Origin of the sequence: Pedobacter sp. L105, assembly GCF_009765875.1 — a bacterium.
GTDB lineage: Bacteria > Bacteroidota > Bacteroidia > Sphingobacteriales > Sphingobacteriaceae > Pedobacter.
Map to the genome: position 1 here is coordinate 323,449 of NZ_LMUP01000008.1, position 26,663 is coordinate 350,111.

The 26,663-nt window shown below is 42.5% G+C and carries 22 protein-coding genes; 11 read left to right on the plus strand and 11 right to left on the minus strand.

Going from position 1 to position 26,663, the window contains the following annotated elements:
• Positions 1–33: 33 nt before the first annotated feature.
• The 8 genes from GSQ84_RS16640 to rsmA all read right to left on the minus strand — a co-directional run bounded on the left by GSQ84_RS16640 (position 34) and on the right by rsmA (position 12,052).
• Complete coding sequence (locus GSQ84_RS16640; RefSeq protein WP_158798399.1) at positions 34–960, minus strand: PorP/SprF family type IX secretion system membrane protein; 927 nt, start codon at positions 958–960, stop codon at positions 34–36.
• A gap of 42 nt (positions 961–1,002) precedes the next feature.
• Positions 1,003–7,110 carry an MBG domain-containing protein gene (locus GSQ84_RS16645; protein ID WP_158798400.1) on the minus strand — a complete coding sequence of 2,036 codons (6,108 nt, stop codon included), beginning with the start codon at positions 7,108–7,110 and terminating at the stop codon, positions 1,003–1,005.
• 121 nt (positions 7,111–7,231) lie between these two features.
• Positions 7,232–7,765 carry a phage tail protein gene (locus GSQ84_RS16650; protein WP_158798401.1) on the minus strand — a complete coding sequence of 178 codons (534 nt, stop codon included), beginning with the start codon at positions 7,763–7,765 and terminating at the stop codon, positions 7,232–7,234.
• A gap of 35 nt (positions 7,766–7,800) precedes the next feature.
• Positions 7,801–8,304, minus strand: coding sequence for a phage tail protein (locus GSQ84_RS16655; RefSeq protein WP_158798402.1), 504 nt, complete (start codon positions 8,302–8,304; stop codon positions 7,801–7,803).
• 10 nt (positions 8,305–8,314) lie between these two features.
• Positions 8,315–8,854: a phage tail protein gene (locus tag GSQ84_RS16660; protein WP_216848948.1), complete on the minus strand. Its 540-nt coding sequence runs from the start codon at positions 8,852–8,854 to the stop codon at positions 8,315–8,317.
• Between the two features lie 14 nt (positions 8,855–8,868).
• The gene (locus GSQ84_RS16665) at positions 8,869–9,822 is read right to left on the minus strand and encodes a methionyl-tRNA formyltransferase (protein ID WP_158798403.1); all 954 of its coding nucleotides are present in this window, start codon (positions 9,820–9,822) and stop codon (positions 8,869–8,871) included.
• Between the two features lie 512 nt (positions 9,823–10,334).
• Complete coding sequence (locus GSQ84_RS16670) at positions 10,335–11,258, minus strand: 2-hydroxyacid dehydrogenase (RefSeq protein WP_158798404.1); 924 nt, start codon at positions 11,256–11,258, stop codon at positions 10,335–10,337.
• 11 nt (positions 11,259–11,269) lie between these two features.
• Complete coding sequence (rsmA, locus tag GSQ84_RS16675; RefSeq protein ID WP_158798405.1) at positions 11,270–12,052, minus strand: 16S rRNA (adenine(1518)-N(6)/adenine(1519)-N(6))-dimethyltransferase RsmA; 783 nt, start codon at positions 12,050–12,052, stop codon at positions 11,270–11,272.
• Positions 12,053–12,568: 516 nt separating this feature from the next.
• On the opposite strand from rsmA, the gene pdxA reads away from it, so the two are divergent.
• The 11 genes from pdxA to GSQ84_RS16730 all read left to right on the plus strand — a co-directional run bounded on the left by pdxA (position 12,569) and on the right by GSQ84_RS16730 (position 23,737).
• Entirely contained in the window at positions 12,569–13,648 is a 1,080-nt protein-coding gene (gene pdxA, locus GSQ84_RS16680; RefSeq protein WP_158798406.1) for a 4-hydroxythreonine-4-phosphate dehydrogenase PdxA, read from the plus strand.
• Positions 13,649–13,723: 75 nt separating this feature from the next.
• Positions 13,724–14,260, plus strand: coding sequence for a DUF177 domain-containing protein (locus tag GSQ84_RS16685; protein ID WP_158798407.1), 537 nt, complete (start codon positions 13,724–13,726; stop codon positions 14,258–14,260).
• A gap of 19 nt (positions 14,261–14,279) precedes the next feature.
• The gene (gene rpmF, locus GSQ84_RS16690) at positions 14,280–14,471 is read left to right on the plus strand and encodes a 50S ribosomal protein L32 (RefSeq protein WP_090556981.1); all 192 of its coding nucleotides are present in this window, start codon (positions 14,280–14,282) and stop codon (positions 14,469–14,471) included.
• A 100-nt stretch (positions 14,472–14,571) separates the two neighbouring features.
• A complete protein-coding gene (gene plsX, locus GSQ84_RS16695; protein WP_158798408.1) occupies positions 14,572–15,510 on the plus strand; it encodes a phosphate acyltransferase PlsX in 939 nt (312 codons plus the stop codon).
• Positions 15,511–15,522: 12 nt separating this feature from the next.
• Positions 15,523–16,512 (plus strand): beta-ketoacyl-ACP synthase III, encoded by a 990-nt coding sequence (locus GSQ84_RS16700; RefSeq protein ID WP_158798409.1) that lies wholly within the window; start codon positions 15,523–15,525, stop codon positions 16,510–16,512.
• Positions 16,513–16,585: 73 nt separating this feature from the next.
• On the plus strand, positions 16,586–17,056 hold the full coding sequence (gene accB, locus GSQ84_RS16705) for an acetyl-CoA carboxylase biotin carboxyl carrier protein (protein WP_158798410.1): 471 nt from the start codon (positions 16,586–16,588) through the stop codon (positions 17,054–17,056).
• A gap of 36 nt (positions 17,057–17,092) precedes the next feature.
• A complete protein-coding gene (accC, locus tag GSQ84_RS16710) occupies positions 17,093–18,433 on the plus strand; it encodes an acetyl-CoA carboxylase biotin carboxylase subunit (protein WP_158798411.1) in 1,341 nt (446 codons plus the stop codon).
• 77 nt (positions 18,434–18,510) lie between these two features.
• The gene (gene tatC, locus GSQ84_RS16715; protein WP_158798412.1) at positions 18,511–19,401 is read left to right on the plus strand and encodes a twin-arginine translocase subunit TatC; all 891 of its coding nucleotides are present in this window, start codon (positions 18,511–18,513) and stop codon (positions 19,399–19,401) included.
• Positions 19,402–19,488: 87 nt separating this feature from the next.
• The gene (locus GSQ84_RS16720; RefSeq protein ID WP_158798413.1) at positions 19,489–20,880 is read left to right on the plus strand and encodes a LutB/LldF family L-lactate oxidation iron-sulfur protein; all 1,392 of its coding nucleotides are present in this window, start codon (positions 19,489–19,491) and stop codon (positions 20,878–20,880) included.
• Positions 20,881–22,860: a thiamine pyrophosphate-dependent enzyme gene (locus GSQ84_RS16725; RefSeq protein ID WP_254070889.1), complete on the plus strand. Its 1,980-nt coding sequence runs from the start codon at positions 20,881–20,883 to the stop codon at positions 22,858–22,860.
• 100 nt (positions 22,861–22,960) lie between these two features.
• Entirely contained in the window at positions 22,961–23,737 is a 777-nt protein-coding gene (locus GSQ84_RS16730; RefSeq protein ID WP_158798414.1) for a hypothetical protein, read from the plus strand.
• On the opposite strand, the gene GSQ84_RS16735 is transcribed toward GSQ84_RS16730, so the two are convergent.
• Genes GSQ84_RS16735 through GSQ84_RS16745 form a run of 3 tightly spaced genes read right to left on the minus strand, consistent with a single transcriptional unit; the run spans position 23,686 to position 26,655 of the window.
• Positions 23,686–24,300: a SprT-like domain-containing protein gene (locus GSQ84_RS16735; RefSeq protein ID WP_254070890.1), complete on the minus strand. Its 615-nt coding sequence runs from the start codon at positions 24,298–24,300 to the stop codon at positions 23,686–23,688. The two genes, GSQ84_RS16730 and GSQ84_RS16735, sit on opposite strands and share 52 nt — an antisense overlap.
• 18 nt (positions 24,301–24,318) lie before the next feature.
• Positions 24,319–26,433, minus strand: a complete 2,115-nt coding sequence (gene feoB / locus GSQ84_RS16740; RefSeq protein WP_158798415.1) for a ferrous iron transport protein B — start codon at positions 26,431–26,433, stop codon at positions 24,319–24,321.
• A 6-nt stretch (positions 26,434–26,439) separates the two neighbouring features.
• A complete protein-coding gene (locus GSQ84_RS16745) occupies positions 26,440–26,655 on the minus strand; it encodes a FeoA family protein (protein ID WP_158798416.1) in 216 nt (71 codons plus the stop codon).
• Positions 26,656–26,663: the final 8 nt, after the last annotated feature.

Genomic DNA, 26,663 nt, shown 5'->3' on the forward strand with positions numbered 1-26,663 from the left:
TAAACATCCGGGGTTCTTTAAATACCAATTAACTTATTTTCCGAACAATCTCAGTTTAAATCCAATTTCAAAGGTTCCGTTGGTATAAGTGGTTAACTGACCGGTTTCCAGGTTATAGGAGAAACTAAAGGCATATGTTTTCTGGTCCAGGCCAAATCCTAAACCCAGGCTACTGCTGCTATGGTAGATACTCTGAAAATATAATCCGTAGCGCTCCATATCAAAATTAAATCCCGCGTCTACAATATCAGTATATCCTTTTACAATACGCAGCCCGGCCAAAGGCTCTAGTTTAAATGCACCTCCGTCACCCACAGGAAATTTGTAACTGGCTATACCCACAAACAATACCCTGTCGGCATCGTACCTCTGATCGGAGCTTTGGGATAAGGTTGTTTTAAGGTTTGGAAGTGCGGCGCCGAGATAGAAGTTATTACTGGTATAGGCCACACCAAAATCACCATCCAGGTAAGGCTTTAATTCACTGTAACGGTTTAGTTCTACATCAGAAATATCACCATTAATGTTGCTATAGTCTATTCTTGAATCATTTACGCCTAATGACAAACCGAAACTCAGGTGCTGGTTATCACCTTCCAGCTGTATATGATATGCGTAAGAAGCTACTACCCTGGTACTTTTAATCAGTCCGGTCTGGTCGTCAGTGACATTCAGACCCAGCCCTACCTTATCTGTCGGCTGAAAATCTGCTGTCAGGTACCCTGTTCTCGGTGTTCCGGGGAAATTGCTCCATTGCTTGCGGTACCCCGCATTGATATCTAATGCATGATCCATGCCTGCCATTGCCGGGTTATAAATGTATTTGTTCTGAAAATACATCGCCTGAAACGGGCTTAACTGAGCCTTACTACATAAGGTCATGCCCATCAGGAATACTGTTGCGAGCAGGTTTTTTGTAATTTTAAGGAATGATATTTTAGATGGGGCCTGATTCTTCATATGAACATTAATTCTTTTCTATATTTCGCTGTATAATCTGTTTTATTTGCTTCGAAGCAGGGTAATAAATCCGTTGAACTTAGTTAAACCCGGACCAAGGTCTACTGTATAATAGTAAGTGCCTTCAGCCAGGGGAGCTCCCCTTAAAGTACCATCCCAATCATTCATATATCCATTTTTAGCATATACTGTCCTGCCCGCACGATCAAATACCTTTACTGAGTTTTTAGGATAAAGCTGGATATCCTGAATTACCCAGGTATCATTCTTTCCATCGCCATTTGGCGTAAGGATATTGGTAGCTGTAACAGATGCAGCTGCTTCACCCCTGTATATGGTTAGGGTATAGGTGTTCTTTGTTACGCCGTCCTGAGCGGTTACCACCACAAGAATTGTGTTGTTACCCACATTTAGTGAAACGGTAGCTAAAGGATCGCTATTGGTAACTGGTGAACCGTCTATTTTTGCCGTTGCCGTTGGGTCAAATGTTAATTTAAGTGTGATGTTGCTTACCGTATTATCAACTGAAGCCGTATACCCATGCGTTGCAGCAGTAAAAGATGGGGACAAAGTGCCTGAACTAATTGTCAGACCGGATACGCTGTTCACTGTTAATGGTGTAATATTCAATGTCCCATTAACATAGTTAAAGGTATAATCAGAAGATGATGCCCCATTTACCATGATTGGATAATTTCCTGGTGCAGTGGTGCTCACAGCTGCTGTAGTGGCAACTGCCTGGCTGGATAATTTTGTTACATCATCGCCATTCACAAAACCGCTGTAAGTAAGGGTCAGTTCAGGATTATCAGTACCATAAATCCTGCTTTTGTTATCTGCCGTAATGGTCAGCGCTGCCGGTGTAACAGTTAAACTGCCCGGCACATACACCAGGTTATAACCGGCTATACTACCTCCGCTCACTGTGACAGGATACACCCCTGCTGCTGATCCGGTCGTTGCCGTAGTGCTGACAACAGGTTTAGTAGTGAAACTGGCTTCACTGTCCCCGTTTATAAAACCACTATAAGAAACGGTCAGGTCAGGGTTAGTCGAGCCATACACTTTACTCTGGTTATTAACAGTGACAGTCAGCACAGAGCCGGTTACGGTTAAAATACCAGGAACGTAGTTAATGGTATAGTTGGTTGAAGCCGCGCCATTTACTGTAATCGGATAAGTGTTAGCCGAAGAACTGAGGACGGCTGTTGTGCTTAGATTTGGCTGAGTAGTTAGTTGATCGTTCGTATCACCATTTACAAATCCACTGTAGCTTGCTGTTAAGGGCGGATTAGCTGTCCCCTGAATTTTGGTCTTGTTATCAGCTGTAATCGTTAGTGCTCTTTTAACAATTGATAGGTTAGCGCCAGCATAGGTTAACACATAATTGCTGTTTAGTGCCAGGCTACCCTGGGTAATTGCATAGGTGTTTACGTTCTCACCGGCAGTTCTTGTTAATGTACCGGTAAAGGTATCTGCACTGGCAAGCGCTCCGCTTGTGATCACATAAGTGAGTGCAGGATCTGCATCACCATAAGTTTTGCTTTTTTCATCTGCAGTTACAGTAATAGCACTTGTACTAACTGAAAGGTTACCTGCTGTGTAACTGATGTTATAATTTGGATCTGCTGCTCCGCTAACCGTAATCGGATAAGGACTTCCTGCTACTGACGATGTTGGTGTAGCAGTAGTCGTTAAAGTGGGCTGTGTGGTTAAACTAGCCTGCGTGTCTCCATTTACAAAACCGCTGTAACTTGCTGTTAAAGTAGGCACTGCTGCACCATATGTTTTAGTCTGGTTATCAGCAGTGATAGTCAATGTCGCAGTGGTGACTGATAAATTACCAGGGGTGTAAGTGACCGTGTAATTAGAACTTACCGCTCCACTTGCGGTAATCGCATAAGGACTTCCCGCCACGGAGGATGTTGGTGTTGCATTAGTTGTTAACGTAGGCTGTGTAGTTAAACTGGCCTGCGTATCTCCATTTACAAAACCGCTGTAACTTGCTGTTAAAGTAGGTACCGCTGCTCCGTATATTTTAGTCTGGTTATCAGCAGTGATAGTCAATGCCGCAGTGGTGACTGATAAATTACCAGGGGTATAAGTGATCGTATAATTAGGACTAACCGCTCCGCTTGCAGTAATCGGATAAGGACTGCCTGCTACTGACGATGTTGCCGTGGCAGTAGTTGTCAATGTAGGCTGTGTAGTTAAACTGGCCTGAGTATCTCCACTTACAAAACCACTGTAACTTGCTGTTAAAGTAGGTACCGCTGCACCATATGTTTTAGTTTGGTTATCAGCAGTAATAGTCAATGCCGCAGTGGTGACTGATAAATTACCAGGGGTGTAAGTGATCGTGTAATTAGGACTTACCGCTCCGCTTGCAGTAATCGGATAAGGACTGCCTGATACGGAAGAGGTTGCCGTAGCAGTAGTTGTCAACGTAGGTTGTGTGGTTAAACTGGCCTGCGTGTCTCCATTTACAAAACCGCTGTAACTTGCTGTTAAAGTAGGTACTGCTGCACCATAGGTTTTAGTCTGGTTATCTGCAGTGATAGTCAATGCCGCAGTGGTGACTGATAAATTACCATGGGTGTAAGTGATCGTATAATTAGGACTTACCGCTCCACTTGCGGTAATCGTATAAGGACTGCCTGCTACTGATGATGTTGGCGTAGCAGTAGTTGTCAACGTAGGCTGTGTAGTTAAACTGGCCTGCGTGTCTCCATTTACAAAACCACTGTAACTGGCTGTTAAGGCTGGTAGTGCCGCTCCATAGCCTTTGGTCTGGTTATCCGCAGTAATGGTCAGGGCCGCTGCACTGACACTTAAATTACCGGCTACATAACTGATCGTATAGTTTAGATCCACTGCCCCACTTGCTGTAATTGGATAAGGACTGCCTGTTACAGATGAAGTTGCAGTCGCGGTAGTGGTCAAAGTAGGTAGTGTTGTTAAACTGGCTTGGGTATCACCATTTACAAAGCCAGTATAACTAGCTGTCAAAGTTGGCAATGCCTCGCCATATACTTTAGTTTGGCTATTTGCAGTAATCGTTAGTGGCGCAGAAGTCACCGACAAATTACCCGGAACATAGCTGATCGTATAATTTGGATCAACCGCTCCGCTTGCAGTGATCGCATAAGGACTGCCGGCAACCGATGAAGTTACAGTCGCAGTAGTCGTTAAAGTAGGCTGTGTAGTTAAACTTGCCTGCGTGTCTCCATTTACAAAACCACTGTAACTGGCTGTTAAAGCAGGTACCGCTGCACCATATGTTTTGGTCTGGTTATCCGCGGTAATATTCAATGTCGCAGCCGTGACTGATAAATTACCAGGGGTGTAAGTGATCGTGTAATTAGTACTTACCGCTCCACTTGCGGTAATCGGATAAGGACTACCTGCTACAGACGATGTTGCCGTAGCAGTAGTTGTCAACGTAGGCTGTGTAGTTAAACTGGCCTGCGTGTCTCCATTTACAAAACCGCTGTAACTTGCTGTTAAAGTAGGTACCGCTGCACCATAGGTTTTAGTCTGGTTATCCGCAGTGATAGTCAATGTCGCAGCCGTGACTGATAAATTACCAGGGGTGTAAGTGATCGTATAGTTAGAATTTACCGCTCCGCTTGCAGTAATCGGATAAGGACTTCCTGCTACAGAAGAGGTTCCCGTAGCAGTAGTTGTCAACGTAGGCTGTGTAGTTAAACTGGCCTGAGTGTCTCCATTTACAAAACCGTTGTAACTGGCTGTTAAAGTAGGTACTGCTGCCCCATAGGCTTTGGTCTGATTATCCGCAGTGATAGTCAATGCCGCAGTGGTGACTGATAAATTACCAGGGGTGTAAGTGATCGTATAATTAGGACTAACCGCTCCGCTTGCAGTAATCGGATAAGGACTGCCTGATACGGAAGAGGTTGCCGTAGCAGTAGTTGTCAACGTAGGTTGTGTAGTTAAACTGGCCTGAGTGTCTCCATTTACAAAACCGCTGTAACTGGCTGTCAAAGTTGGCAATGCCGCACCATATATTTTAGTCTGGTTATTAGCAGTAATTGTTAGTGGCGCAGGAGTCACCGACAAATTACCCGGAACATAGCTGATCGTATAATTTGGATCTACCGCTCCGCTTGCGGTGATCGCATAAGGACTGCCGGCTACGGATGAAGCGGCAGATGCCGTAGTGGCCAACGTAGCTAATGTAGTTAAACTGGCCTGCGTGTCTCCATTTACAAAACCGTTGTAACTGGCTGTCAAAGTTGGCAATGCCGCGCCGTATACTTTAGTCTGGTTATTAGCAGTAATAGTTAATGGTGCAGAAGTCACCGACAAACTTCCGGCAACATAGCTGATCGTATAATTTGGATCAACCGCTCCGCTTGCGGTGATCGCATAAGGGCTGCCGGCTACGGATGAAGCGGCAGATGCCGTAGTGGTCAATGTAGCTAATGTAGTTAAACTGGCCGGGTTATCGCCGTTCACAAAACCTGTATAACTGGCTGTCAAAGTTGGCAATGCTGCGCCATAAACTTTGGTCTGGCTGTTTGCTGTGATTGTTAAGGGAGCTGGCAAAACTGTGCTGCTAGTTGTAGGTACATTAACAGCAGTGGCACCACTACTGCTTAGTACAATATTTCCAGAATGGCTGCCCACAGTTGCTGTTGCTGCTAACCGTACCAATATAGTTGTAGTTGTAACAGTGCCTGATACCGGGGGGGTTAAGCTAAGTGTAGACGAATAGGTGGTACCATTGTCCTTGCTGATCTCAAAAGCTATATTAGGAGGAGTGATCACCAGGCCCGCAGTTAAATTGGCTCCCGAAACAGTAAAACTTTGTGCAGGAGCAGATGCTGTACCATAAGTAGCAGACATGGTAGTCAGCGGTCCGCCTCCGGAAGTAATTGTTGGCCCGTTAACAGTAAGTGAATAGGATCTCGATCCAAAATACGGACCGGTTCCGGTTGAATTATCTGTAGCCCTAACCGTGATATTAAAAGTTCCGCTTAGTGTTGTTGTACCAGAAAGCACACCAGCGGGGGAAAGTGTGAGTCCCGTTGGTAATGTACCAGAGGTAATCGCAAAGGTATAAGGTGCTGTACCGCCAGAAGCGGTGATAGTTTGACTGTAGGCTGTGCCTGCCGTAGCCGCCGGTAAAGTTACTGGCGTAACGGCAATGGTTGGTGCGGATACAGTAAATGAATATACTCGTGTTCCGGTTGAGGAAGATGCATCTGTAGTCGTCACTGTAAAATTAAAAGTCCCTCCTGCTGTTGGTATGCCTGAAAGCACACCAGAGGGGGTAAGTATGAGTCCAGCGGGCAATGCGCCCGCGGAGATCGCAAAAGTATAGGGCGCAATACCGCCTGAAGAAGTTAAAGTACTACTGTAGGCTACTCCTGTCGTGGGTGCAGGTAAAGTTGCCGGTGCAATAACGATAATTGGAGCTGGTGTAGTAAAACTAAGGATACTGCCTGTTGTTGTGCCCGAGCTGTTCACTCCTTTCACCCTGTAATAATAAGTAGTTGCCCCGGTGGTGCTGAGATTGTAAGTTACATTGGTATTGCCGGCACCACCAGCAACTGAAGCTGGTGAGGCTGCTACTGAAGTGACCCCGCTACTCAATGTAGCGCTTGTAGTGCTATATTCAAAAGTTGCCGTAGTTGTGGCGCCATTAGCATTCAGACTACCATTTAATATTGCCGAAGTGGATAAGATACTACTAGCGGCAACTGTGGTTGCAGTTGGCGCAGTTATTCCTCCTGCAACGGTGAGATTCAAGGCACCTGGCGTAGAGCCATTCATTACTTGCCATCCACCACCCCCGTGAACGGAAGTTGGAGGCGTTGTCGAATTGGTACTTACATTGTAGTAAAATGCCTGTCCTCCGTCATTGCAGGTAATTGTATTCACTTCACCCAATACCCAAGTACCTCCGGTATGTAATCCACCACCGGAATCACCCAGATTAACAGATGAGCACCAGAATATTATATACCCTCCACCACTATACGAATTACCACCACCAGTACTTACGACATCTTTAGTGAGCGTAATATTTCCTCCGGTGAAATCATCAGAATAGGTGATGGTCTGACCAAAGGCAAGACCATATAAAAACAAAAAAGGCAGAATTAAGTAGAATTTTAGTCTCATATGATAGAATTAAACTCAGGAAAACAGTATAAAGGCAAACAGCAGTACTCAGAAACAAAACATTAAAAGCTATCCCAGAACAGGATAGCTCAAACCATATAGAATTACTAAAGATTAAATTTTATGGTCTTGGCGGAAAATTTCCGTAAAGACAGATAATAAAATTTAAAGTCAAATAAGGTTGCAAGTTGGACACAGCCAAAGGTGATGCACTACCCGCTGGTGCAATACTTGACGGATCTGCAACATCAGCAGGACTGGGAGTTGGATTAACGCCATACTTTGGGGCTCTGGATGAAGTGCCACCCAGATATCCATTGGTAGCCGTTAATGTACCACCGCCAGCACTTGTACCGTTTAAAACATGTGTATGTGCAGGTAGGGTATTATTGTCCAGCGTATAGGCTGCTGAATTTTCGGTCTCTCCAATGTTATACGAACTAAGGCCCGGACCAGATCCGATACCTAAAGGCGCCATTCCCTGCAAATTAGGCAAGAGAAAAGTTGTGGTGCCATTGCCGCCATATAGTGTTCCTATGACTGCATATAACGTTGTATTCTGTTGAATATTTATCGTTTGTCCGTTACAAAATGCCCAATCCAAAGGGGCAAAGGTTCCTGCAAACATTCTTATTTCTCCGACATAAGGATCCATGAGTTATTGAGATTTTAGTTAAATAATATTTTTAATTAAGACCGTTGCGGGTAAACTCCCACCACAGCAATACAAATCGACAAACCCAGATAAGGCTGCATATTACTTACAGGCACCGAATTTCCCGTAACACCTATTGCAGGTAATGCCATTATGGCGATGGGATTACTCCCCTTAACAGCAAATTCATTATCTGTTGTAGTGGCCAATAAATTACCTGCCACAGCACCCTGATTTGCCGCTGTAGGGGTAATGGATAACCGATGAGTGTGAGCAGGCATATTAACTGCCGTGAGCGTAGTGTTGTTCACGCCGCCTGGCTGTCCTACTAAATTTGGTGATGCTGCATGCACCGGAACACGGCCACGCAGATCCGGCAGGGCGAAGCTGGTAGTACCATTGCCTCCAAACTGTGTACCTAATATTGAAAATAAGGCAGCATTCTGCTGAACGGGCAGGATGGTACCGTCGCATAATGCCCAGCCTCTTGGCACAATGCCAAAAGCAAACACTCTTAATTCTCCGATTAAAGGGTCCATATTATCTTTTTTAGTTTTGTGATGGGAAAATACCTACAGTTGCAATAATAAAATTCACAGCCAGATAGGGCTGAATAAGGGATACGGGAGTTGAACCTCCAGCTGAAGCGATAGCCGTTGGGCCCATGGCTACAGGAGGCGGTAGGGTCGTTTCCGGTGGCGTAACTACATTGGTCACATACACATTCCTGCTGGTTTTTGCCATCATCATATTTGTTGGATTTCCTGTAGTTGCCAAAACATCTACAGCAACTAAAGCATGAGTGTGGACCGGAAGGTTAGCTGCTGTCAGAACAACAGTTTCCGCTCCGGCTTTTTGTCCCAGCACTACCGGCGCTAACCCAGGACCTGTTCCCTTGTGTAATGGTATGCGGCCACGCAGATCGGGAACTGCAAATGTGTTTATTCCATCCCCTCCATAAACTGTACCCAGTAGAGTGAAAAGCGCTTCATTCTGGCTGATGGGCAACAATGCGCCATTACATAGCGCCCAGTTCTGAGGTGCATAATCTCCGGCGAATATTCTAATCTCACCAATGTAATTTTCCATAATTATTTAATTTATTATATAGTTGATAAATTTTTCACAACAACGTTTTCAAAGCAATCTCCCCTGCTGACACCCAATGCCGCCAGCTTAAAACCGGTCATAAAACCTTCTTTAAGCCTTAAAATATTTATTCTTAAAAGTTTTTGATCTGCACACTGCACATACAATCCGCTGCTATCGGCATGTACAATGCTTCCTCCCGATACAGATGGATCTCCCGTTCCATCTACTGGGGAAACTTCCAGTATCCTGACCATCTGCTGTTTAAAAACAGTGATTGCACCATTTGCACCGGGATTACAGGCATTAACTAACTGCTCTATCTGCTCTGAGGTTTGTATATCCCATTCGAGAGCCAGATCCTCAACTCCGGGTTTTGGATAATAACTGCCTGCAACATGATCGGTAGGAACTAGTGGAATACGATCTCCCACCATCAGCTTTTCGGCAAGCTGTTTAATCATATTAAAAGCGATGGGTATGTAACGGCTATTGCAGATGCCCCAATTTTCTCCTGGTATAAAAGGTATTTCCTGCTGTGCCACCACTTCCCCGGCATCAAAACCAGCATTAACTTTGTGAATACTGATTCCACCTGTTTGCTCCCCATTTTTTAATTGCCAAAAAATAGGGTCAGGACCTCTGTAAGCGGGTAGTAAACTAAAATGTATATTATAAAAACCTAGAAATGGAATAGAAAACACCTCACCGGGTATCCGGTAGCTAAAGCCGCACATAAAAACTAAATCGGGCTCAATTTGATGAAGAAGGCTTAAAACTGTCGTTTTTAATTCTTCCCGTATAACCTTGCAGAATGGAATAGCCTGTTGATTACAAAAGTCTTCTATCTGAAGATTTTCACCATGTAACTTGTCTGTAGAAACCACAGCACTTAACCATCCACGGGAATAAAAATAATTGATAACAGGAAGTATCGCCAGGTGATTGGCAAATAGCACTATTTTCATTGGAGAGCGTTCAAGTAGTAAAAAAAATATAACTTTTACATTGTTACCTGCAACTTAATTAAAGTTTAACTAAAATATTGACGTTTTAGCACGATGACACATCAACATGTGTCATATTCCAGATCATTTATAAAACATTCTCCATAAAAGAATATGATTACGTTTATATTAAATGCACATTATTATATTTCCCACATTTTATCCGGTAGAATTATAATTAATAAAAGAATAATTATAATTACTCTCTTAATATTAATCCATCCGACTAAACCAAATAGCTATAATTCAATAATCAACTGTTTTTCCACACTAAAATCCGGCGATATGAAATACCCATTTACAGGAATAGATCTTTGCTGGGTTGAAATGAAAGTTAAGATGGATAAAACCAGATTGGCAATAAGAATAAGGCCATACATCCCTGGCTAATGGAGGGTAATGAAAAACAAATAGCTAATGCGCAGTGGCCTGAGCATTAGCTATCCTATATATAACAGCAAAAAATGTACTGATTACAGTTGCGCTAATTTATCGCCAAGTACTTCAGAGATCTTACGGTAAGAATCAAAAGTCCAGCCGCCAACATGTGGAGTTAGTAAAACTTTTGGAGAAGCAGCTAATTCCCGATACCAGGATTGCTCACTTAAATTAGGAAACTTTTCTGCTTCCAGTACATCTAAGCCTGCGCCAATAATCTTTCCTGTTTCCAATGCGGCCAGCACCGCTTTAGTGTTAACGATCTCTCCTCTTGCCGTATTGATAAAAAATATGTTCTTCTTAAAATGGCGTAAATACTCTTCATCTACCATTTGTCTGGTTTCTGCTGTTAACGGAATATGAAAGCTCAGTATATCACTGTGTTTCACAATCTCTTCCATGCTGCACTCCTGGGCATAAGCATCAGAAAATCCTGTTTTATATTTATCGTAAGCGATTACTTTCACTTCAAAACCTGAAAGCTTACGGGCAAAGCTGCTGCCCATAAAACCATAACCGATAATACCTACAGTTTTACCTTTCAGCTCCCAGCCCCTGCTCCCTTCACGGTCCCAAACACCGTTTCTGATCTCAATATCTGCCTTACGGAAATTATTCATGATGGAAAGCAATAAGCCTACCGCAAGTTCACCCAGTGCATCGCGGTTTCCTTCCGGTGCATTGATCAGCTGGATATTCTTTTCCTTTGCATAAGCCTCATCAATATTATCCAGCCCTGCACCTGCCCTTGCCACGAATTTAAGTCCTGGCGCAGCGTCCATCAGCTCCCTGTCTATCTTAAATTTTGTACGTACTGCTATTCCTTCGTAACCTGCAATGACAGCCATAGTTTCTGCCCTGGTGATTTTAGGGAGATCATCTACATGATAACCTAACTCTTCGGCCTTCTGTTTAAATGCAGGATGTAAATCGTCAATAATTAAAATTTTACCGCTCATTTGATTTGTATTTATTGTGAAAGCTTAGCTACCAGTTGTGTTAGTGTGATAAAATCTTCCACACTCAGTTGCTCAGCGCGCTTTTCGAAAAAGATGTTATCGTCCATTTTTACTTTAGGCAATACGCCGGATAGGGCATTACGTAAAGTCTTTCTCCGCTGGTTAAAACCTGATTTCACCACCGACCAGAATAATTTCTCATCGCAGGGCAAAGAAACCACGTCATTACGGCTCAACCGGATCACACCCGAATTTACTTTAGGCGGCGGGTTAAATGTCCCCGGTTTTACCGTGAACAGGTAATCAATATTGTAATAGGCCTGGATCAGTACACTTAAAATCCCGTAATCCTTGGTTCCGCTTTTAGAAGCGCAGCGCTCTGCTACTTCTTTTTGAAACATGCCTACCATTTCTACAACATTATCCCGGTGTTCCAGTACCTTAAATAAAATTTGTGAAGAGATGTTGTAAGGGAAATTACCAATGATGGCAAACTTACCGGGAAAAACAGCGGTCAGGTTCATCTTTAGAAAATCCCCATTGATCAGCCTGCTGCCCATTTGAGGATATTTATCCTTTAAAAAATTATAGGATTCTACATCAATATCGATCATATAAGTTTCCAGATCTTCCCTTTCCAGCAGGATATCTGAAAGGATTCCCATACCAGGCCCTACTTCCAGTACCTGGCGGTACTGATCGGTATGGACAAGACCGTTCACAATTTTAGCCGCAATCTTCTTATCGGTTAAAAAATGCTGTCCCAAATGTTTTTTCGCCCTTACCAAACTCATATGTTCATTCCTCTTATATTCCACACCTTAAAGAAGACCATTCTTCTAAAAGCTGCAAAATAACTAAACTTTTATGAGTTAAGCTTAAGATGACGCCGGAAAGCGGAATAAGCTTGCAGAATAACAACAAAAAGGTCTTTTACAACTATTGTCTGATCAAATTTATCAGGAAGACCAATCTGGTTTTTGTTTGATGTGAGTTTAGTTTGATATCGATTTGTTATAATCCACGTATAGTCCACGCATAGTCCACTCATCTTCTACTGATAGAACTAATTTAGTAGATAATGAGTGGACTATGCGTGGACTATGAGTGGTAAAAAACAAACTAATCTCAAACCCGTGACATATTAAATAAACAATTCAAAAGCCTTTGATAAGCGAGCAAACCGCAACCAGGTTATGCCTAAATTCCTTAGACCACGATCTAATTATCTATAAGCATCATTTGTTCACCCGATAAAAAGAACTGGTTACTAATGAAAATTCTGTATTTTCGCTAAATTTTCAGTCAAAATGAGCCATAAAATTAAAATAGGTATCAGTATAGGTGATGTAAATGGGATTGGTTTAGAAGTCATTCTAAAATCATTAGCTCATGTCAGTATACTTGATTATTGTACACTTATCGTTTACGGACATACCAAAGTTGCATCTTACCATAGAAAAGCACTGGGTTTGGGAGATTTTAGTTTCAACGTGATCAACGGAGCTGCGGATGCAAATCCTAAAAAAGCTAACATGATCAATTGCTGGGAAGAGGATGTAAAAATTGAACTGGGTTTATCCACAGAAATTGGTGGAAAATATGCCCTGCTTTCTTTAGAAAAAGCAACGGACGACCTGATCAAAGGAAATATCGACGCTTTGGTTACAGCACCGATCAACAAACACAACATACAATCCGAAACTTTTAAATTTCCTGGTCATACAGAATATCTTCAGGAACGCAGCGGCAGTTCAGATGTGCTGATGTTCCTGGTAAGTGAGGATCTGCGCGTAGGCGTAGTAACCGGACATATTCCTGTATCACAGATCGCACAGAGCATCACCAAAGAGAAGATCGCTAAAAAGCTGGTCATGATCAATGAAAGTCTTAAAAAAGATTTCTGGATCGAAAAACCAAAAATTGCCGTATTGGGCTTAAATCCCCACGCTGGTGATAACGGACTATTGGGTACAGAAGAACTGGATATCATTATGCCAGCCATACAGGAAGCCTTTGATAAAGGGGTGATCTGCTTTGGCCCATATCCGGCTGATGGATTTTTTGGCAACGGCAGTTACAAACAATTTGATGCTGTACTGGCCATGTACCACGATCAGGGACTAATCCCTTTTAAAACCATTGCCTTTGGCAGCGGCGTGAATTATACAGCCGGAATGAAATATATCCGTACCTCTCCGGATCACGGAACAGGATACGATATTGCAGGCAAAAATGTGGCAGATCCATCCTCATTTATTGAGGCTATTTTTACCGCTACACACATCGTTAACCACAGGCGCGAACAGGAATCTCTGTTAAGCAACCAGTTAAGAACGGGTGGAAAAATCATTGAAACTGCTTCGGATGTAAAGGATGATGCAAATTAACCTTAATAATATTTCTAAAACATTTCAGATCTATCAAATTAATTCATACATTTGCGGGCTAAAATTTTGTTACAATTGAAACCTTTAAAACAATTTTCAATCCCGTTTACAGGCTTAAAAATTGGCAAGCATCAATTTGATTTTGAGATTGATAACAGCTTTTTTGACGCATTTGAGTACTCCCTTGTAAAAAAAGGAGACCTTAAAGTAGATGTAGAGCTGGACAAGCAGGAGACAATGCTGATCTTACAGATCCACATTGAGGGGACAATCAAATTGGATTGCGACAAATGTTTGGCTGAATTTGATGCACCACTTGACATTGCGGAAAGGCAGATCGTTAAGTTTGCTGAAGATGAGCTGGAAAGTGATGATCTGGAGATCATCGTATTGAGTAAAAAAGAGAATAGCATTGATATCGCAGAAATTCTTTATGAATTTATTACCGTATCAGTACCCTATATAAAAATCTGTGAGCAGAACGGCAATGGCGTTCAGTGCGACAGGGAAATGATTGAAAGACTGGAGAATTTATCCAATCCGGACCATCAGGAAGAAGAAAATACAACAGGTGACGACCCACGATGGGAAGCACTAAAAAAATTAAAATAATAATTAAAATAAATCAGCAATGGCACATCCTAAACGCAAGATCTCTAAAAGTAGAAGAGATAAAAGAAGAACACACTATAAAGCGGTAGCTCCTTCTTTAGCTACTTGTCAAACTACTGGTGCAATCCACATCCCACACCATGCATACAACGTTGACGGTAACTTGTACTACAACGGTAAATTGGTTATTGAAAACACATCAATAGGTTAATTTTACTGAGAAATTGTTTGTGTTTTCAACCTCTTTAAGTTTATCTTAGGCGCTTGGAAAAAAAGGCAATAACGCTTTACTCACAAACTGATTTTTTACTATGAAAATAGGTCTCGATATAATGGGCGGAGACTATGCTCCCAAATCAAATGTTTTGGGAGCAATAGCAGCTCATGAACTATTATCGCCCAATGAGCACTTAGTCCTTATTGGCGATACTCAGCAGATTAAGCCTTTACTTGCTGAACAGGGGTTCAATCCCGATCACTTTGAATTTGTTCATACCGACGAAGTAATTGGTATGGGCGAACATCCAACCCGGGCTATCACCCAAAAACCAAATTCAAGTATTTCTGTAGGTTTCTCCATGTTGAAAAAAGGAGAAATTGACGCCTTTGTTGGTGCCGGCAATTCGGGTGCCATGATGGTAGGTGCCGTTTTCAGTGTAAAATCTGTTCCGGGTATCATCAGGCCATCTTTGTGTACCTTTGTACCCAAACTGGATGGAGGAATAGGTTTGATGCTTGATGTTGGCGCTAATGCCGACTGCAAGCCGGATGTTTTGGTTCAATTTGGTATTGTAGGCAGTTTATATGCCGAAAATGTAATGCAAATCAGGAATCCAAAAGTTGGACTGATTAATATTGGCGAAGAAGATGAAAAAGGGAATATGCTTAGTCTGGCTACTTTCCCTTTAATGAAAGAATGTGAACAATTCAATTTTATTGGAAACATTGAAGGACGTGATTTGTTCAACGACAAAGCGGATGTGATTGTATGTGACGGCTTTACGGGCAATATCATGCTGAAACTCTCTGAATCGTTTTACATTATGACCATGAAAAGAGGTCTGAAAGATGAATTCTTTGACAGGTTCAATTATGAAAACTATGGCGGAAGCCCGGTACTTGGCGTAAATGCACCTGTAATTATAGGTCATGGTATATCAAGTCCTAAAGCCGTTAAAAATATGATATTCCAGGCGAGAGATATGATCACTACAGGCCTGGTAGAGAAGATACAGATTGCATTTAAATAAATATTATAAAAAATGAATAAAATTCACGCTGCTATTACTGCGGTTCAAGGTTATGTTCCAGATTACGTGCTCTCCAATAAGGAATTAGAAACAATTGTAGACACAACGGATGAATGGATCACCTCCCGAACGGGTATTAAAGAGCGAAGAATCTTAAAAGGTGAAGGTTTAGGAACATCTGATATGGCTGTGCATGCCGTTAATGGCTTATTGCAAAAGCGTGGTATCAGTGCCGATGAAATCGAGCTGATCATTTTCTGTACCACTACGCCCGACATGCCTTTTCCGGCCACGGCAAATATCCTTGCGGATAAGATCGGCGCCAAAAATGCATGGGGCTTTGACCTGCAGGCTGCCTGCTCGGGATTTATCTATGGCTTATCTACCGGCGCACAATTCATCGAATCAGGAAAACATAAAAAGGTACTGGTAGTTGGCGGCGATAAAATGTCTTCTATTATTGATTATACAGACAGAACTACCTGCATCATTTTTGGTGATGGCTGTGGTGCTGTATTATTAGAGCCTAATGAGGAAGGTTTTGGAATTATCGATTCTATCCTGAAATCTGACGGTCATGGAAGACAGTTCCTGCACCAGAAAGCCGGCGGATCGGCAAGGCCAGCATCTCATGAAACGATAGACAACAGGGAACATTATGTTTACCAGGAAGGTAAAGCTGTATTTAAATTTGCTGTAACCAACATGGCGGATGTTGCAGCCGAGATCATGGAAAGAAATGAACTCAGCTCTGAAGACGTTACCTGGTTAGTGCCGCATCAGGCAAATAAAAGAATTATTGATGCTACTGCCGCAAGAATGGGCGTAGGATCAGAAAAGGTAATGATCAATATTGAACGTTACGGTAATACCACCAACGGAACTATACCGCTTTGTTTGTGGGAATGGGAGAGTAAACTCAAAAAAGGCGACAATATTATTCTTGCTGCTTTTGGCGGAGGCTTTACCTGGGGCTCTGTTTTCTTAAAATGGGCTTACTGATTTTAATATAATAATAAATACTTAACTTAGAGTCTTTAAAAGACACACTATCTTTTCAACAAAACACCAAAAAATGGATATAAAACAAATTCAGGAACTCATTAAATTTGTTTCTCGTTCGGGCGTCAATGAAGTTGCAATTGAACAAAAAGACTTCAAAATTACGATTAAAACCAACCAGGCCCCAACAGTGATTACCGCTACTGTACCTGCTCAGCCAGTTTCACAGGCACTTCCTGCTGCTCCGGCTGCACAACCTGCTGCTGTTACTGCAAGTGCTCCTGTAGCTGATGAAAGTTCTAAATATATCACCATTAAATCTCCAATGATCGGTACTTTTTACCGTTCTTCAAGTCCTGATAAACCTTCTTTTGCTAATGTTGGTGACGAGATTGCTGAAGGTAAAATCATCTGTATCATTGAGGCAATGAAGTTATTCAACGAAATTGAAAGTGAAGTTTCTGGAAGAATAGTTAAAGTACTGGTAGATAATGCATCTCCTGTAGAATACGACCAACCGTTATTTTTAGTAGAACCTATGTAATATTTGCTTTTAGCAAATTATCATCTTATCAATTATATGTTTAAAAAAATATTAATTGCCAACAGGGGCGAGATTGCCTTGCGTATTATCCGCACCTGTAAAGAAATGGGCATAAAAACTGTTGCCGTATATTCTACAGCAGACAGAGAAAGTTTACATGTTCGTTTCGCGGATGAAGCTGTTTGTATAGGACCTCCTCCGAGTAAAGATTCTTATTTAAGTATTCCAAATATTATTTCTGCCGCAGAATTAACCAACGCAGATGCCATTCACCCAGGTTACGGGTTTTTATCAGAGAATGCCAAGTTCTCTTCTGTTTGCCGCGATTACGGGATCAAGTTTATTGGTGCCACTCCAGAGCAGATCAATTCTATGGGTGATAAAGCATCAGCCAAAGAAACAATGAAAAAGGCTGGCGTTCCTACAATTCCGGGTTCAATAGGATTACTGGAGAGTATTACAGAAGGCATTGCACTGGCTAATGAAGTAGGTTATCCCGTTATTCTGAAAGCTACTGCCGGTGGTGGTGGCCGCGGAATGCGCGTGGTATGGAAAGACGAAGAGTTTGAACATGCCTGGGATAGTGCAAGACAGGAATCTGGTGCTGCATTTGGCAACGATGGATTATATCTGGAAAAATATATTGAAGATCCACGCCACATTGAGATCCAGATTATTGGTGATCAGTATGGCAAAGCATGTCACTTGTCTGAGCGCGACTGCTCTATTCAGCGTCGTCACCAGAAATTGGTAGAAGAGTCACCCTCTCCTTTCATGACTCCCGAGCTGAGAGACCGTATGGGTGAAGCTGCCATCAAAGGTGCTACCGCTGTACAGTACGAAGGTGCCGGAACGATTGAATTTCTGGTTGACAAACACCGTAACTTTTATTTTATGGAGATGAATACCCGTATTCAGGTAGAACATCCCGTAACGGAAGAAGTTATCAATTACGACTTAATTAAAGAACAAATTAAAGTAGCCAGCGGTGTTCCCATCTCAGGAAAAAATTATCTGCCGGATATGCACGCAATTGAGTGCAGGATCAACGCTGAAGATCCTTTTAATAACTTCCGGCCTTGTCCGGGAAAGATCACTAATTTCCACTCACCAGGTGGGCATGGTGTAAGGGTTGATACGCATGTGTATGCAGGTTATCAAATCCCTTCCAACTACGACTCCATGATTGCAAAGCTGATCTGCGTGGCACAAACACGTGAAGAAGCCATCAGCACTATGGAAAGGGCACTGAGTGAATTTGTGATTGAGGGGATTAAAACTACTATACCTTTCCATTTAAAACTAATGAAAGATCCAAACTTCAGGGCAGGAAATTTCACCACCAAGTTTATGGAAACATTTGTTTTCTCAGAATAGAAATCTAATTCTTATATTTAAAACGTAGATACCATTCTAATCAAATAGAATGGTATTTTTGGTTACAAATAAGCTACATGAGTGAGAATAGAACAAGGGACCTAATCGGTGCTATTAAGAATAAAGGCAAGACCATGGAGGCAGAAATGTCTTTCTTTGACCATATTGACGTATTAAGGAAACACTTACTCAGATCGTTACTAGCAGTAGTTATATTTACCGGGGCAGCCTTCTGGTGGTATGACATCTTATTCAATACGATTATCATGGGACCGGATAAGCCAGATTTCTGGACTTATCGGATGATGTGTAAACTGGCTGCAAGGTTCCCTTCACTCGGGCCTGACTTCTGTATCACCCACATTAACGGTAAAATTATCAATACTGAAATGGCTGGTCAGTTTACTTTACAGATCAATTCCTGTATTATGACCGGAGTTGTTTTCGGTATACCTTACCTGCTTTTTGAATTATGGCTGTTTATCAAACCTGCACTGCATGAAAAAGAGAGAAAATCTGCCAGAGGATTTGTATTCTTCGCCTCAGTATTATTTTTTATAGGTATCCTGTTCGGCTATTTTATTGTATGCGCCTTATCTGTAAATTTCCTGACTGGCTTTTCTGTCAGCCCAACTATTGAAAATACATTCACGATCGATTCCTATTTATCGTCTATATCCACTTTAACGATTGGAACAGGCATTATATTCGAATTACCGGTAGTGATCTACATCCTGTCGATATTTGGTATCATGACACCTAAATTCATGCGGGCCAGTCGCCGGTATGCGATTGTAATCATCCTGGTAATCGCAGCGATTATTACCCCTACACCTGACATGATCACCATGATGGTGGTTGCTTTCCCGCTTTATCTCCTATTTGAACTGAGCATATTTATTTCGGCCTATATAGAACGTAAAAAGAATAAAGAACTGTACGGTACAAGCAAAGCACCTAAGATTTAATTCCTCAATTAAAAAAATAAATTAGAAACCTGCCACAACTGGCAGGTTTTTTTGTTTACCTGTTAACGTATTTATTTATATTTGAACATGACGAAAATTGCTGAGGAGTTTTTGATAAAGGCGGATGAGAAGGCATTTGATTTGGACCATCGTGACACGATTAACCATAACATTGGTAAGTACAACGAAGCGGTAGCCAGAGGATTAACAAAGTTTGAAAACCTGGAAAATTCTAAAAAGAAGGCCCATGTGATCAAATGGAGGGTGATGGAGAACCTGGACAAATACCTGCCCGAGTTTGAAGCCAATTTTCAGCGTCGCGGGGGAAAAGTGATCTGGGCAAATGATGCAGAAGAAGCCCAAAGGGAAATTCTGAACATCATTAACAAGAGTGGTGGCAAAACTGTGATCAAATCAAAGTCTATGACCACTGAAGAGATTCATTTGAACCAGTTCCTGGAAGAGAATGAGATTACTTCCCTGGAAAGTGACCTCGGTGAGTTTATCGTTCAGCTACTGGGACAAGCTCCCTATCATATTGTTACCCCGGCAATGCACCTCACCAAAGAAGACATTGCCAAGTTATTCCATGAGAAATTCGGCACACCTTTAGATTTTACCCCGCAGCAATTAACCCAAAAGGCAAGGGAATTGTTAAGGGAAAAATACCTGACGGCTGATATTGGTATCACCGGAGGGAATTTCCTGATTGCCGATACAGGAAGTATAGCGCTGACAGAAAATGAAGGAAATGCAAGGTTAAGCACTACCTTTCCTAAAATACATATTGCCATTGTTGGGATAGAAAAAATCATTCCTTCCATGGCAGACCTTGACTTGTTCTGGCCACTCCTGGCCAGTCACGGGACCGGCCAGAATTTAACCGTTTACAACACGATTTTAAGCGGCCCCAGACAAGCTAATGAAACAGATGGCCCGGAAGAAATGTACGTGATCCTGCTGGATAACGGACGTACCAATCTGCTGGCGCAGAAAGACCAGCGCCAGGGCTTATACTGTATCCGCTGTGGTGCCTGTTTAAATGCCTGTCCGGTTTACAAGAACATTGGTGGTCATACGTATAATACCACCTATAGCGGCCCTATAGGTTCTATCATTACCCCTCATCTGCAGGGTATGAAAGAGTTTAAACATCTGAGTTATGCTTCCAGTCTTTGCGGCAAATGCTCTGAAGTTTGCCCGGTGAAGATTGATATTCATAAAATGTTATTGCTGAACAGAAGGGATGCAGCAGAACAGCATGAGAATACAAAGGCTGAAGAAATAGGCTGGAAAGTATGGAATACCGGCATGTCTAAAAGATCAATGATGGATATGTTTGGCGGTAAGGTCAAAAACTTCCTGCTAAAGTTCCTCTTCAAAAAAATGTGGGGTAAATACCGCGCCATGCCAGAAATAGCCTCTAAATCTTTTGCTAAACAATGGCAGGAAAAAAATAAAAACAAACCCCAGGTTTAAATGATGCACTTCGACCGTAAGGATAAAGACGACAGTACCCTATTGGCATTGTACAAACAACTGCTTTATCCAAGGATGGTCGAAGATAAAATGCTCATCCTGCTGAGGCAGGGACGCATAGGGAAATGGTTTTCTGGCATAGGCCAGGAAGCTATTGCCGTAGGTGCTACTTTAGCCATGAATAAGGACGAGTATATTTTGCCTATGCACAGGAACCTTGGCGTTTTTACCAGTCGTGATATTCCATTGAAAAAATTAATGGCGCAGTGGCAGGGTAAAATCTCCGGCTTTACCAAAGGCAGGGACAGGTCTTTTCATTTCGGTACACAAGAACACAAGATCATCGGGATGATCTCTCATCTGGGCCCGCAGCTGGCACTTGCTGATGGAATTGCCCTGGCAGACCTGATTGCGGGAAAACAAAAAGCTACCCTGGTATTTACAGGTGAAGGCGCTACCAGTGAAGGTGATTTCCATGAAGCGCTGAATGTTGCCGCCGTATGGAACCTCCCTGTGATTTTCCTGATCGAAAACAACGGCTACGGACTCTCCACTCCCATTACCGAACAGTTTAATTGCGCGCATTTAAAGGACAAAGCCATTGGTTATGGGATGGAAGGTATTCAGATAAACGGCAATAACATCCTGGAAGTTTATGATACCATTACCCGTTTGGCCGAAAATATGCGCGTAAATCCCAAACCTGTGCTGCTGGAATGTTTAACTTTCAGAATGCGTGGACATGAAGAAGCCTCGGGAACAAAGTATGTTCCTTCGCAGCTCTTTGAAGAATGGCAACTGAAAGATCCTGTGAAAACCTTTGAAAACTACCTTTTTGAACAAGGAGTATTGACTGATGAATTACTTTATCAAATTAAAATAGCATTTAAGAAAGGGATCGAAGAGGAAGTTGAACTGGCCTTTCAGGAAGAGGAGCCAGTATCTGATTTGGCTGCTGAACTGGAAGATATGTATCATCCTTTTACGCCAAAGCTAATTCCCGCCAGTGGAGACACAACCGAACTACGGTATATTGATGCCATCAGTGATGGACTCCGGACAGGTATGCAACGCTACCCAAACTTGGTGATCATGGGTCAGGATATCGCCGAATATGGCGGTGCTTTTAAAATTACTGCTGGCTTTGTGGAAGAATTTGGCAAAGCAAGGGTACGCAATACGCCTATCTGTGAATCCGCGATCATTGGTGCAGGACTGGGACTCTCCATCAATGGTTATAAAGCGATAGTAGAAATGCAGTTTGCAGATTTCGTGACCTGTGGGTTTAACCAGATCGTGAATAACTTAGCCAAGACCTATTACAGATGGGGCGAGAAAGCTGATGTAGTGGTGCGTATGCCAACAGGGGCAGGGACTGGCGCAGGCCCTTTTCATTCCCAGAGCAATGAGGCCTGGTTTACCAAAACCCCGGGACTTAAAATTGTTTATCCAGCCTTCCCTTACGAGGCTAAGGGATTATTATTGGCAGCTATTGAAGATCCTAACCCGGTTCTCTATTTTGAACATAAATACCTGTACAGAAGTTTAAGCGGACAAGTGCCTGCAGGCTATTACACCCTGGAGATCGGCAAAGCCAACGTACTGAAACAGGGGGAACAACTCACTATTATTACCTATGGCTTGGGTGTACACTGGTCACTGTCCTATCTGGATGATCACCCTGAGCTGTCGGTAACACTGATAGATCTTTGCAGTTTACAGCCATGGGACAAAGCCACAGTAACTGAAGCCGTAAAGGCAACCGGAAGGGTAGTCATCCTGCATGAGGATACGCTGAGCAGCGGCTTCGGTGCTGAAATTGCGGCATGGATTGGCGAACACTTATTTCAACACCTGGATGCCCCGGTGATGCGCTGTGCAAGTCTGGATACGGCCATCCCGATGAGTAAAATACTGGAAGATCAGTTTCTGGCCAAAAGCCGCCTTCACGAAACGATACAGAAACTACTGGCTTATTAGCTTCATTGGCACGATAATGGCCTGCTCCATAACATCAACCATTCACGAAAATGTTATGAAGACCCTCCATTTACTAAATTTAGGCCTTTTACTGTTTACTATGGAGAGTTGTAATTACTTCAAGTCTACCCATCCGCAGGCAGAGATGTCTTCCGAACAGGGATCGACGGGGATGAACGAAAAAACTATACTTGAGTTTTCAGTAAACGCAGATAATAACCTTAAAAATTTCAAAAAAGAACTAAGCCTTGTTTACCAGTCCGGTGATTTTTCCATGTACGCAGAAAAGTACAGCGGAAATGATAGTACCCTGGTCTATAAAACCTACGCTGATAACGGAAACATCAGTAGCACCATCAAAAATTATTATTTTAAAAAAGACAGCCTGATCCTGGTTACGGAAAGCGATAAGGTTATGAATGCTGAAGGTGACGTTTTTAAAGATGTACGTACCTATATGCGAAATAATGTAGCTTTCAGGATGGACAGCCGAACGGCAAGTTCTTCAGCAGCGATACATACACTTCCCTACCTGCTGATCCAGCCGGTTGACAACAAATATCCCGATGCCAATTATGAAGATGATATCAAAGGCCTCAATGATGCCATTATGGGCAAGGATAAATTTGAAATGGTATTTGATAATATCACTACTTATCCCGAGGCACATTATATCAATCTAAAAAGCAAAAACAGGAGCAATTATAAGGCTAGCCTGCTGGTGAATACCAAAGATGCATTTATAGACAGCCTGTTAAATACCCCTCTGACTTTTAAAGATGAAAAGCTGCGATTGAACTGGAAAATTGTAGACAAAGAAGCAGTTTATGTGCCGGTAGCGGATACCACTACTTCGGCCAGCGGGCTAAACAAGTAAATATTACCATTATCCAGACATTCACACCTGAAACGTTTCCTCAGTTGATCTCCTTTTTTGAACCTGCGACCATCTTTAATGGTAAAAACCGTATTCCTTGGTAATTCCTCCAGCCTGGAATGATCTGGTGAAAAATCATATTGTTTCAACGCCCGGGACAACCTTAAATCAGTACAACTCGATGCAGAGGGATTGTTCAGATAGGTAATGATCACGGTCTGCAGTTCCTGCGGAAATACCTGCTGTTCCAGAAAGGGCGTCATCATTCTTTTAAAATTGCGCTTCCATTCCTCCCCATGCGGTTTTACCTTATTTTTATGGTCGTTCCAGGTGAGCAAATGCGCAAATTCATGAACGGTTGTCACCAGGAAAGCATATCTGTTCAGGTTATTGTTCACGGATATCTTGTGTCCCAGCTTCTGGAAAGGGTGCCGGTAATCACCCAGCTTAGTGGCCCTGCTTTTGGATATTTTAAATTCACATTGAAAATAGTCAATCCATTTAGCAATCACGGGGGCTGCTTCAGGAGGCATATACTGTGCTAAAATAGTAGATTTTTCCACAGCTCTAAGGTAAAGAATTTACTTCAACAATTGATAGGCAATTAAGCTGGCCACATAGGCGAGCCCGGTCATGTAAGCGAGCTGGATAGCCGGCCATTTCCAGGTTTTTGTTTCCCTGTAAACCACGGCTACAGTACTCATACATTGCATGGCAAAGGCATAGAAAAGCATCAGTGAAAAGCCGGTTGCAAAAGTAAACAGGGGAAGTCCTGTATGGGCATTGGTGGCTACGCTCATTTTCTGGCGTATAGTCCCTGTATTCTCTGCACCGTTGTCTACACTATAAATGGTAGCCATTGTTCCTACAAATGCTTCACGGGCCGCAAATGAAGTGATCAGGGCAATGCCTATCTTCCAGTCGTAACCCAAAGGCCTGATCACAGGTTCTATGGTGTGCCCTAAGATACCAGCATAGGAATTTTCCAGCTTTTCTGCGGCTTTGTCCCTTTCAATCGTACTTACCTGTGTACTGTCTTTTTTAATTTCCAGCTGTGTATATTTCTGTTCTATTTTCTGGAAACGATCAGACGGGCCATAGGAAGCCATTACCCACAATACAATGGAGATGGCAATGATCACCTTACCCGCTTCAAAAACAAAAGTTTTTGCCTTATCATACATGGTAAAAATTACATTCTTCCATCTTGGCATCCTGTACACAGGCAATTCCATGATAAAATAAGACTTCTCTTTGGCCTTGATCAGGAAGTTCATTACAAAAGCAACGGTCATAGCCGCCAATATGCTGATCAGGTACATACCCATTAAAGCCAGGGCCTGCATACTGATAAAACCAAATACTTTTTGGTTAGGGATGATCAGTGAAATCAGTAATGTATATACGGGAAGCCTTGCAGAGCAGCTTACCAGTGGAGAGATCATAATAGTGATGATCCTGTCTTTCCAGTTTTCAATGGTACGGGCACTCATAATGGAAGGCACGGCACAAGCCAGACTGCCGATCATCGGTACAACAGATCTGCCGCTCAGGCCAAACTTCCTCATGATCTTGTCCATCATAAAGGTAACCCTGGCCATATATCCTGTATCTTCCAATATGGAGATGAAGGCAAAAAGAATAGCAATCTGGGGAATAAATATCACGATACCACCTAAACCGGCAACCACACCGTCCAGCATCAGGTCGGTTAGCATCCCCGCAGGAAGGTGTGCATGTCCAAAGGCAGTCAGCCAAACAAATGATTCTTCAATCAGTTCCATTGGATAGGCTGCCCATGAAAATATAGCGTTAAAAACAAAAAGCAGGATGCCGAGGAAAATAAAAAATCCCCAGAAACGATTGGTTAAAACGGAGTCTATTTTGTCACTGAAGACAAATTTCTTTGCCGCACCGGTATCTTCTATAACCCCAGAAAGTACGGTACTTAAATATCTATAGCGGGCAATGGTCTCTGCTGCCTGTAATTTGGAAGATTCAAAATGATGTGACCTTTCAATATGCTCAAATTGTTCGTATTGATGGGTGTAACTTTCCAGATGTTCATGCTGGTGCAGCAGTTGCAGCGCCAGGTAATCGTTATCTGTATGAACAAGCTCTTTCACTTCATGAATAGCCTCAGCAGCAAGCATATTCATATCTGCGCCCTTTACCTGGGTAGCTAAAGTAGTGGTATTGGCAATAGCCTGTTTCAGCTGATCCAGCCCGGTTTTACTTCGCGCAGAAATGCCTACTACTTGTACACCCAAACGCTCAGAAAGTTTATCAATATTGACATTGATCCCCTCTTTTTTTGCCATGTCCATCATATTCAGGACCAGCAATACGGGAATCTGTAAATCTGCTACCTGAGAATACAGCAATAAATTTCTGCGAAGGTTTGTTGCGTCGGCAATAACCACAATGATATCAGGGTGACTTGAGTTATGGGTATCTGCAAGTACCTGGAAAACGATACTCTCATCCCTGCTCTTAGGGTATAAACTATAAGTGCCGGGAAGGTCAATGACTTCAGCTTGCAGCGTTGGGTTTAACTTGCAAAAGCCTACTTTTTTATCTACTGTAATACCCGGAAAATTACCAATCTTTTGATTTAACCCTGTAAGCAGGTTAAACAAGGTTGATTTCCCTGTATTAGGGTTACCGACCAACGCAATTTTAATAGGAGAAGCCAAGGTATTTTAAGAAATAATGATCACAGAAGCTTCGTTTTTACGTAAACAAAGCTGATAACCTGCCACACGGATAGCAATAGGATCGCCCAGTGGTGCAAAACGTTCTACTTCCACCATCTCCCCGGGAAGGCAACCCATTTCCATCAATTTCACCGACATTTCTAAATCTGTAAATGCTACAATAGTGCCACGTTCCCCTGGATTCAACTGCGAAAGTTTCATATCTTTAA

Bases quoted from the DNA above. Each gene is read 5' to 3' on its own strand.
- GSQ84_RS16640 (WP_158798399.1), bottom strand. From the start codon at position 960: ATGAAGAATCAGGCCCCATCTAAAATATCATTCCTTAAAATTACAAAA.
- GSQ84_RS16645 (WP_158798400.1), bottom strand. From the start codon at position 7,110: ATGAGACTAAAATTCTACTTAATTCTGCCTTTTTTGTTTTTATATGGT.
- GSQ84_RS16650 (WP_158798401.1), bottom strand. From the start codon at position 7,765: ATGGATCCTTATGTCGGAGAAATAAGAATGTTTGCAGGAACCTTTGCC.
- GSQ84_RS16655 (WP_158798402.1), bottom strand. From the start codon at position 8,304: ATGGACCCTTTAATCGGAGAATTAAGAGTGTTTGCTTTTGGCATTGTG.
- GSQ84_RS16660 (WP_216848948.1), bottom strand. From the start codon at position 8,854: ATGGAAAATTACATTGGTGAGATTAGAATATTCGCCGGAGATTATGCA.
- GSQ84_RS16665 (WP_158798403.1), bottom strand. From the start codon at position 9,822: ATGAAAATAGTGCTATTTGCCAATCACCTGGCGATACTTCCTGTTATC.
- GSQ84_RS16670 (WP_158798404.1), bottom strand. From the start codon at position 11,258: ATGAGCGGTAAAATTTTAATTATTGACGATTTACATCCTGCATTTAAA.
- rsmA (WP_158798405.1), bottom strand. From the start codon at position 12,052: ATGAGTTTGGTAAGGGCGAAAAAACATTTGGGACAGCATTTTTTAACC.
- pdxA (WP_158798406.1), top strand. From the start codon at position 12,569: ATGAGCCATAAAATTAAAATAGGTATCAGTATAGGTGATGTAAATGGG.
- rpmF (WP_090556981.1), top strand. From the start codon at position 14,280: ATGGCACATCCTAAACGCAAGATCTCTAAAAGTAGAAGAGATAAAAGA.
- plsX (WP_158798408.1), top strand. From the start codon at position 14,572: ATGAAAATAGGTCTCGATATAATGGGCGGAGACTATGCTCCCAAATCA.
- GSQ84_RS16700 (WP_158798409.1), top strand. From the start codon at position 15,523: ATGAATAAAATTCACGCTGCTATTACTGCGGTTCAAGGTTATGTTCCA.
- accB (WP_158798410.1), top strand. From the start codon at position 16,586: ATGGATATAAAACAAATTCAGGAACTCATTAAATTTGTTTCTCGTTCG.
- accC (WP_158798411.1), top strand. From the start codon at position 17,093: ATGTTTAAAAAAATATTAATTGCCAACAGGGGCGAGATTGCCTTGCGT.
- tatC (WP_158798412.1), top strand. From the start codon at position 18,511: ATGAGTGAGAATAGAACAAGGGACCTAATCGGTGCTATTAAGAATAAA.
- GSQ84_RS16720 (WP_158798413.1), top strand. From the start codon at position 19,489: ATGACGAAAATTGCTGAGGAGTTTTTGATAAAGGCGGATGAGAAGGCA.
- GSQ84_RS16725 (WP_254070889.1), top strand. From the start codon at position 20,881: ATGATGCACTTCGACCGTAAGGATAAAGACGACAGTACCCTATTGGCA.
- GSQ84_RS16730 (WP_158798414.1), top strand. From the start codon at position 22,961: ATGGAGAGTTGTAATTACTTCAAGTCTACCCATCCGCAGGCAGAGATG.
- GSQ84_RS16745 (WP_158798416.1), bottom strand. From the start codon at position 26,655: ATGAAACTTTCGCAGTTGAATCCAGGGGAACGTGGCACTATTGTAGCA.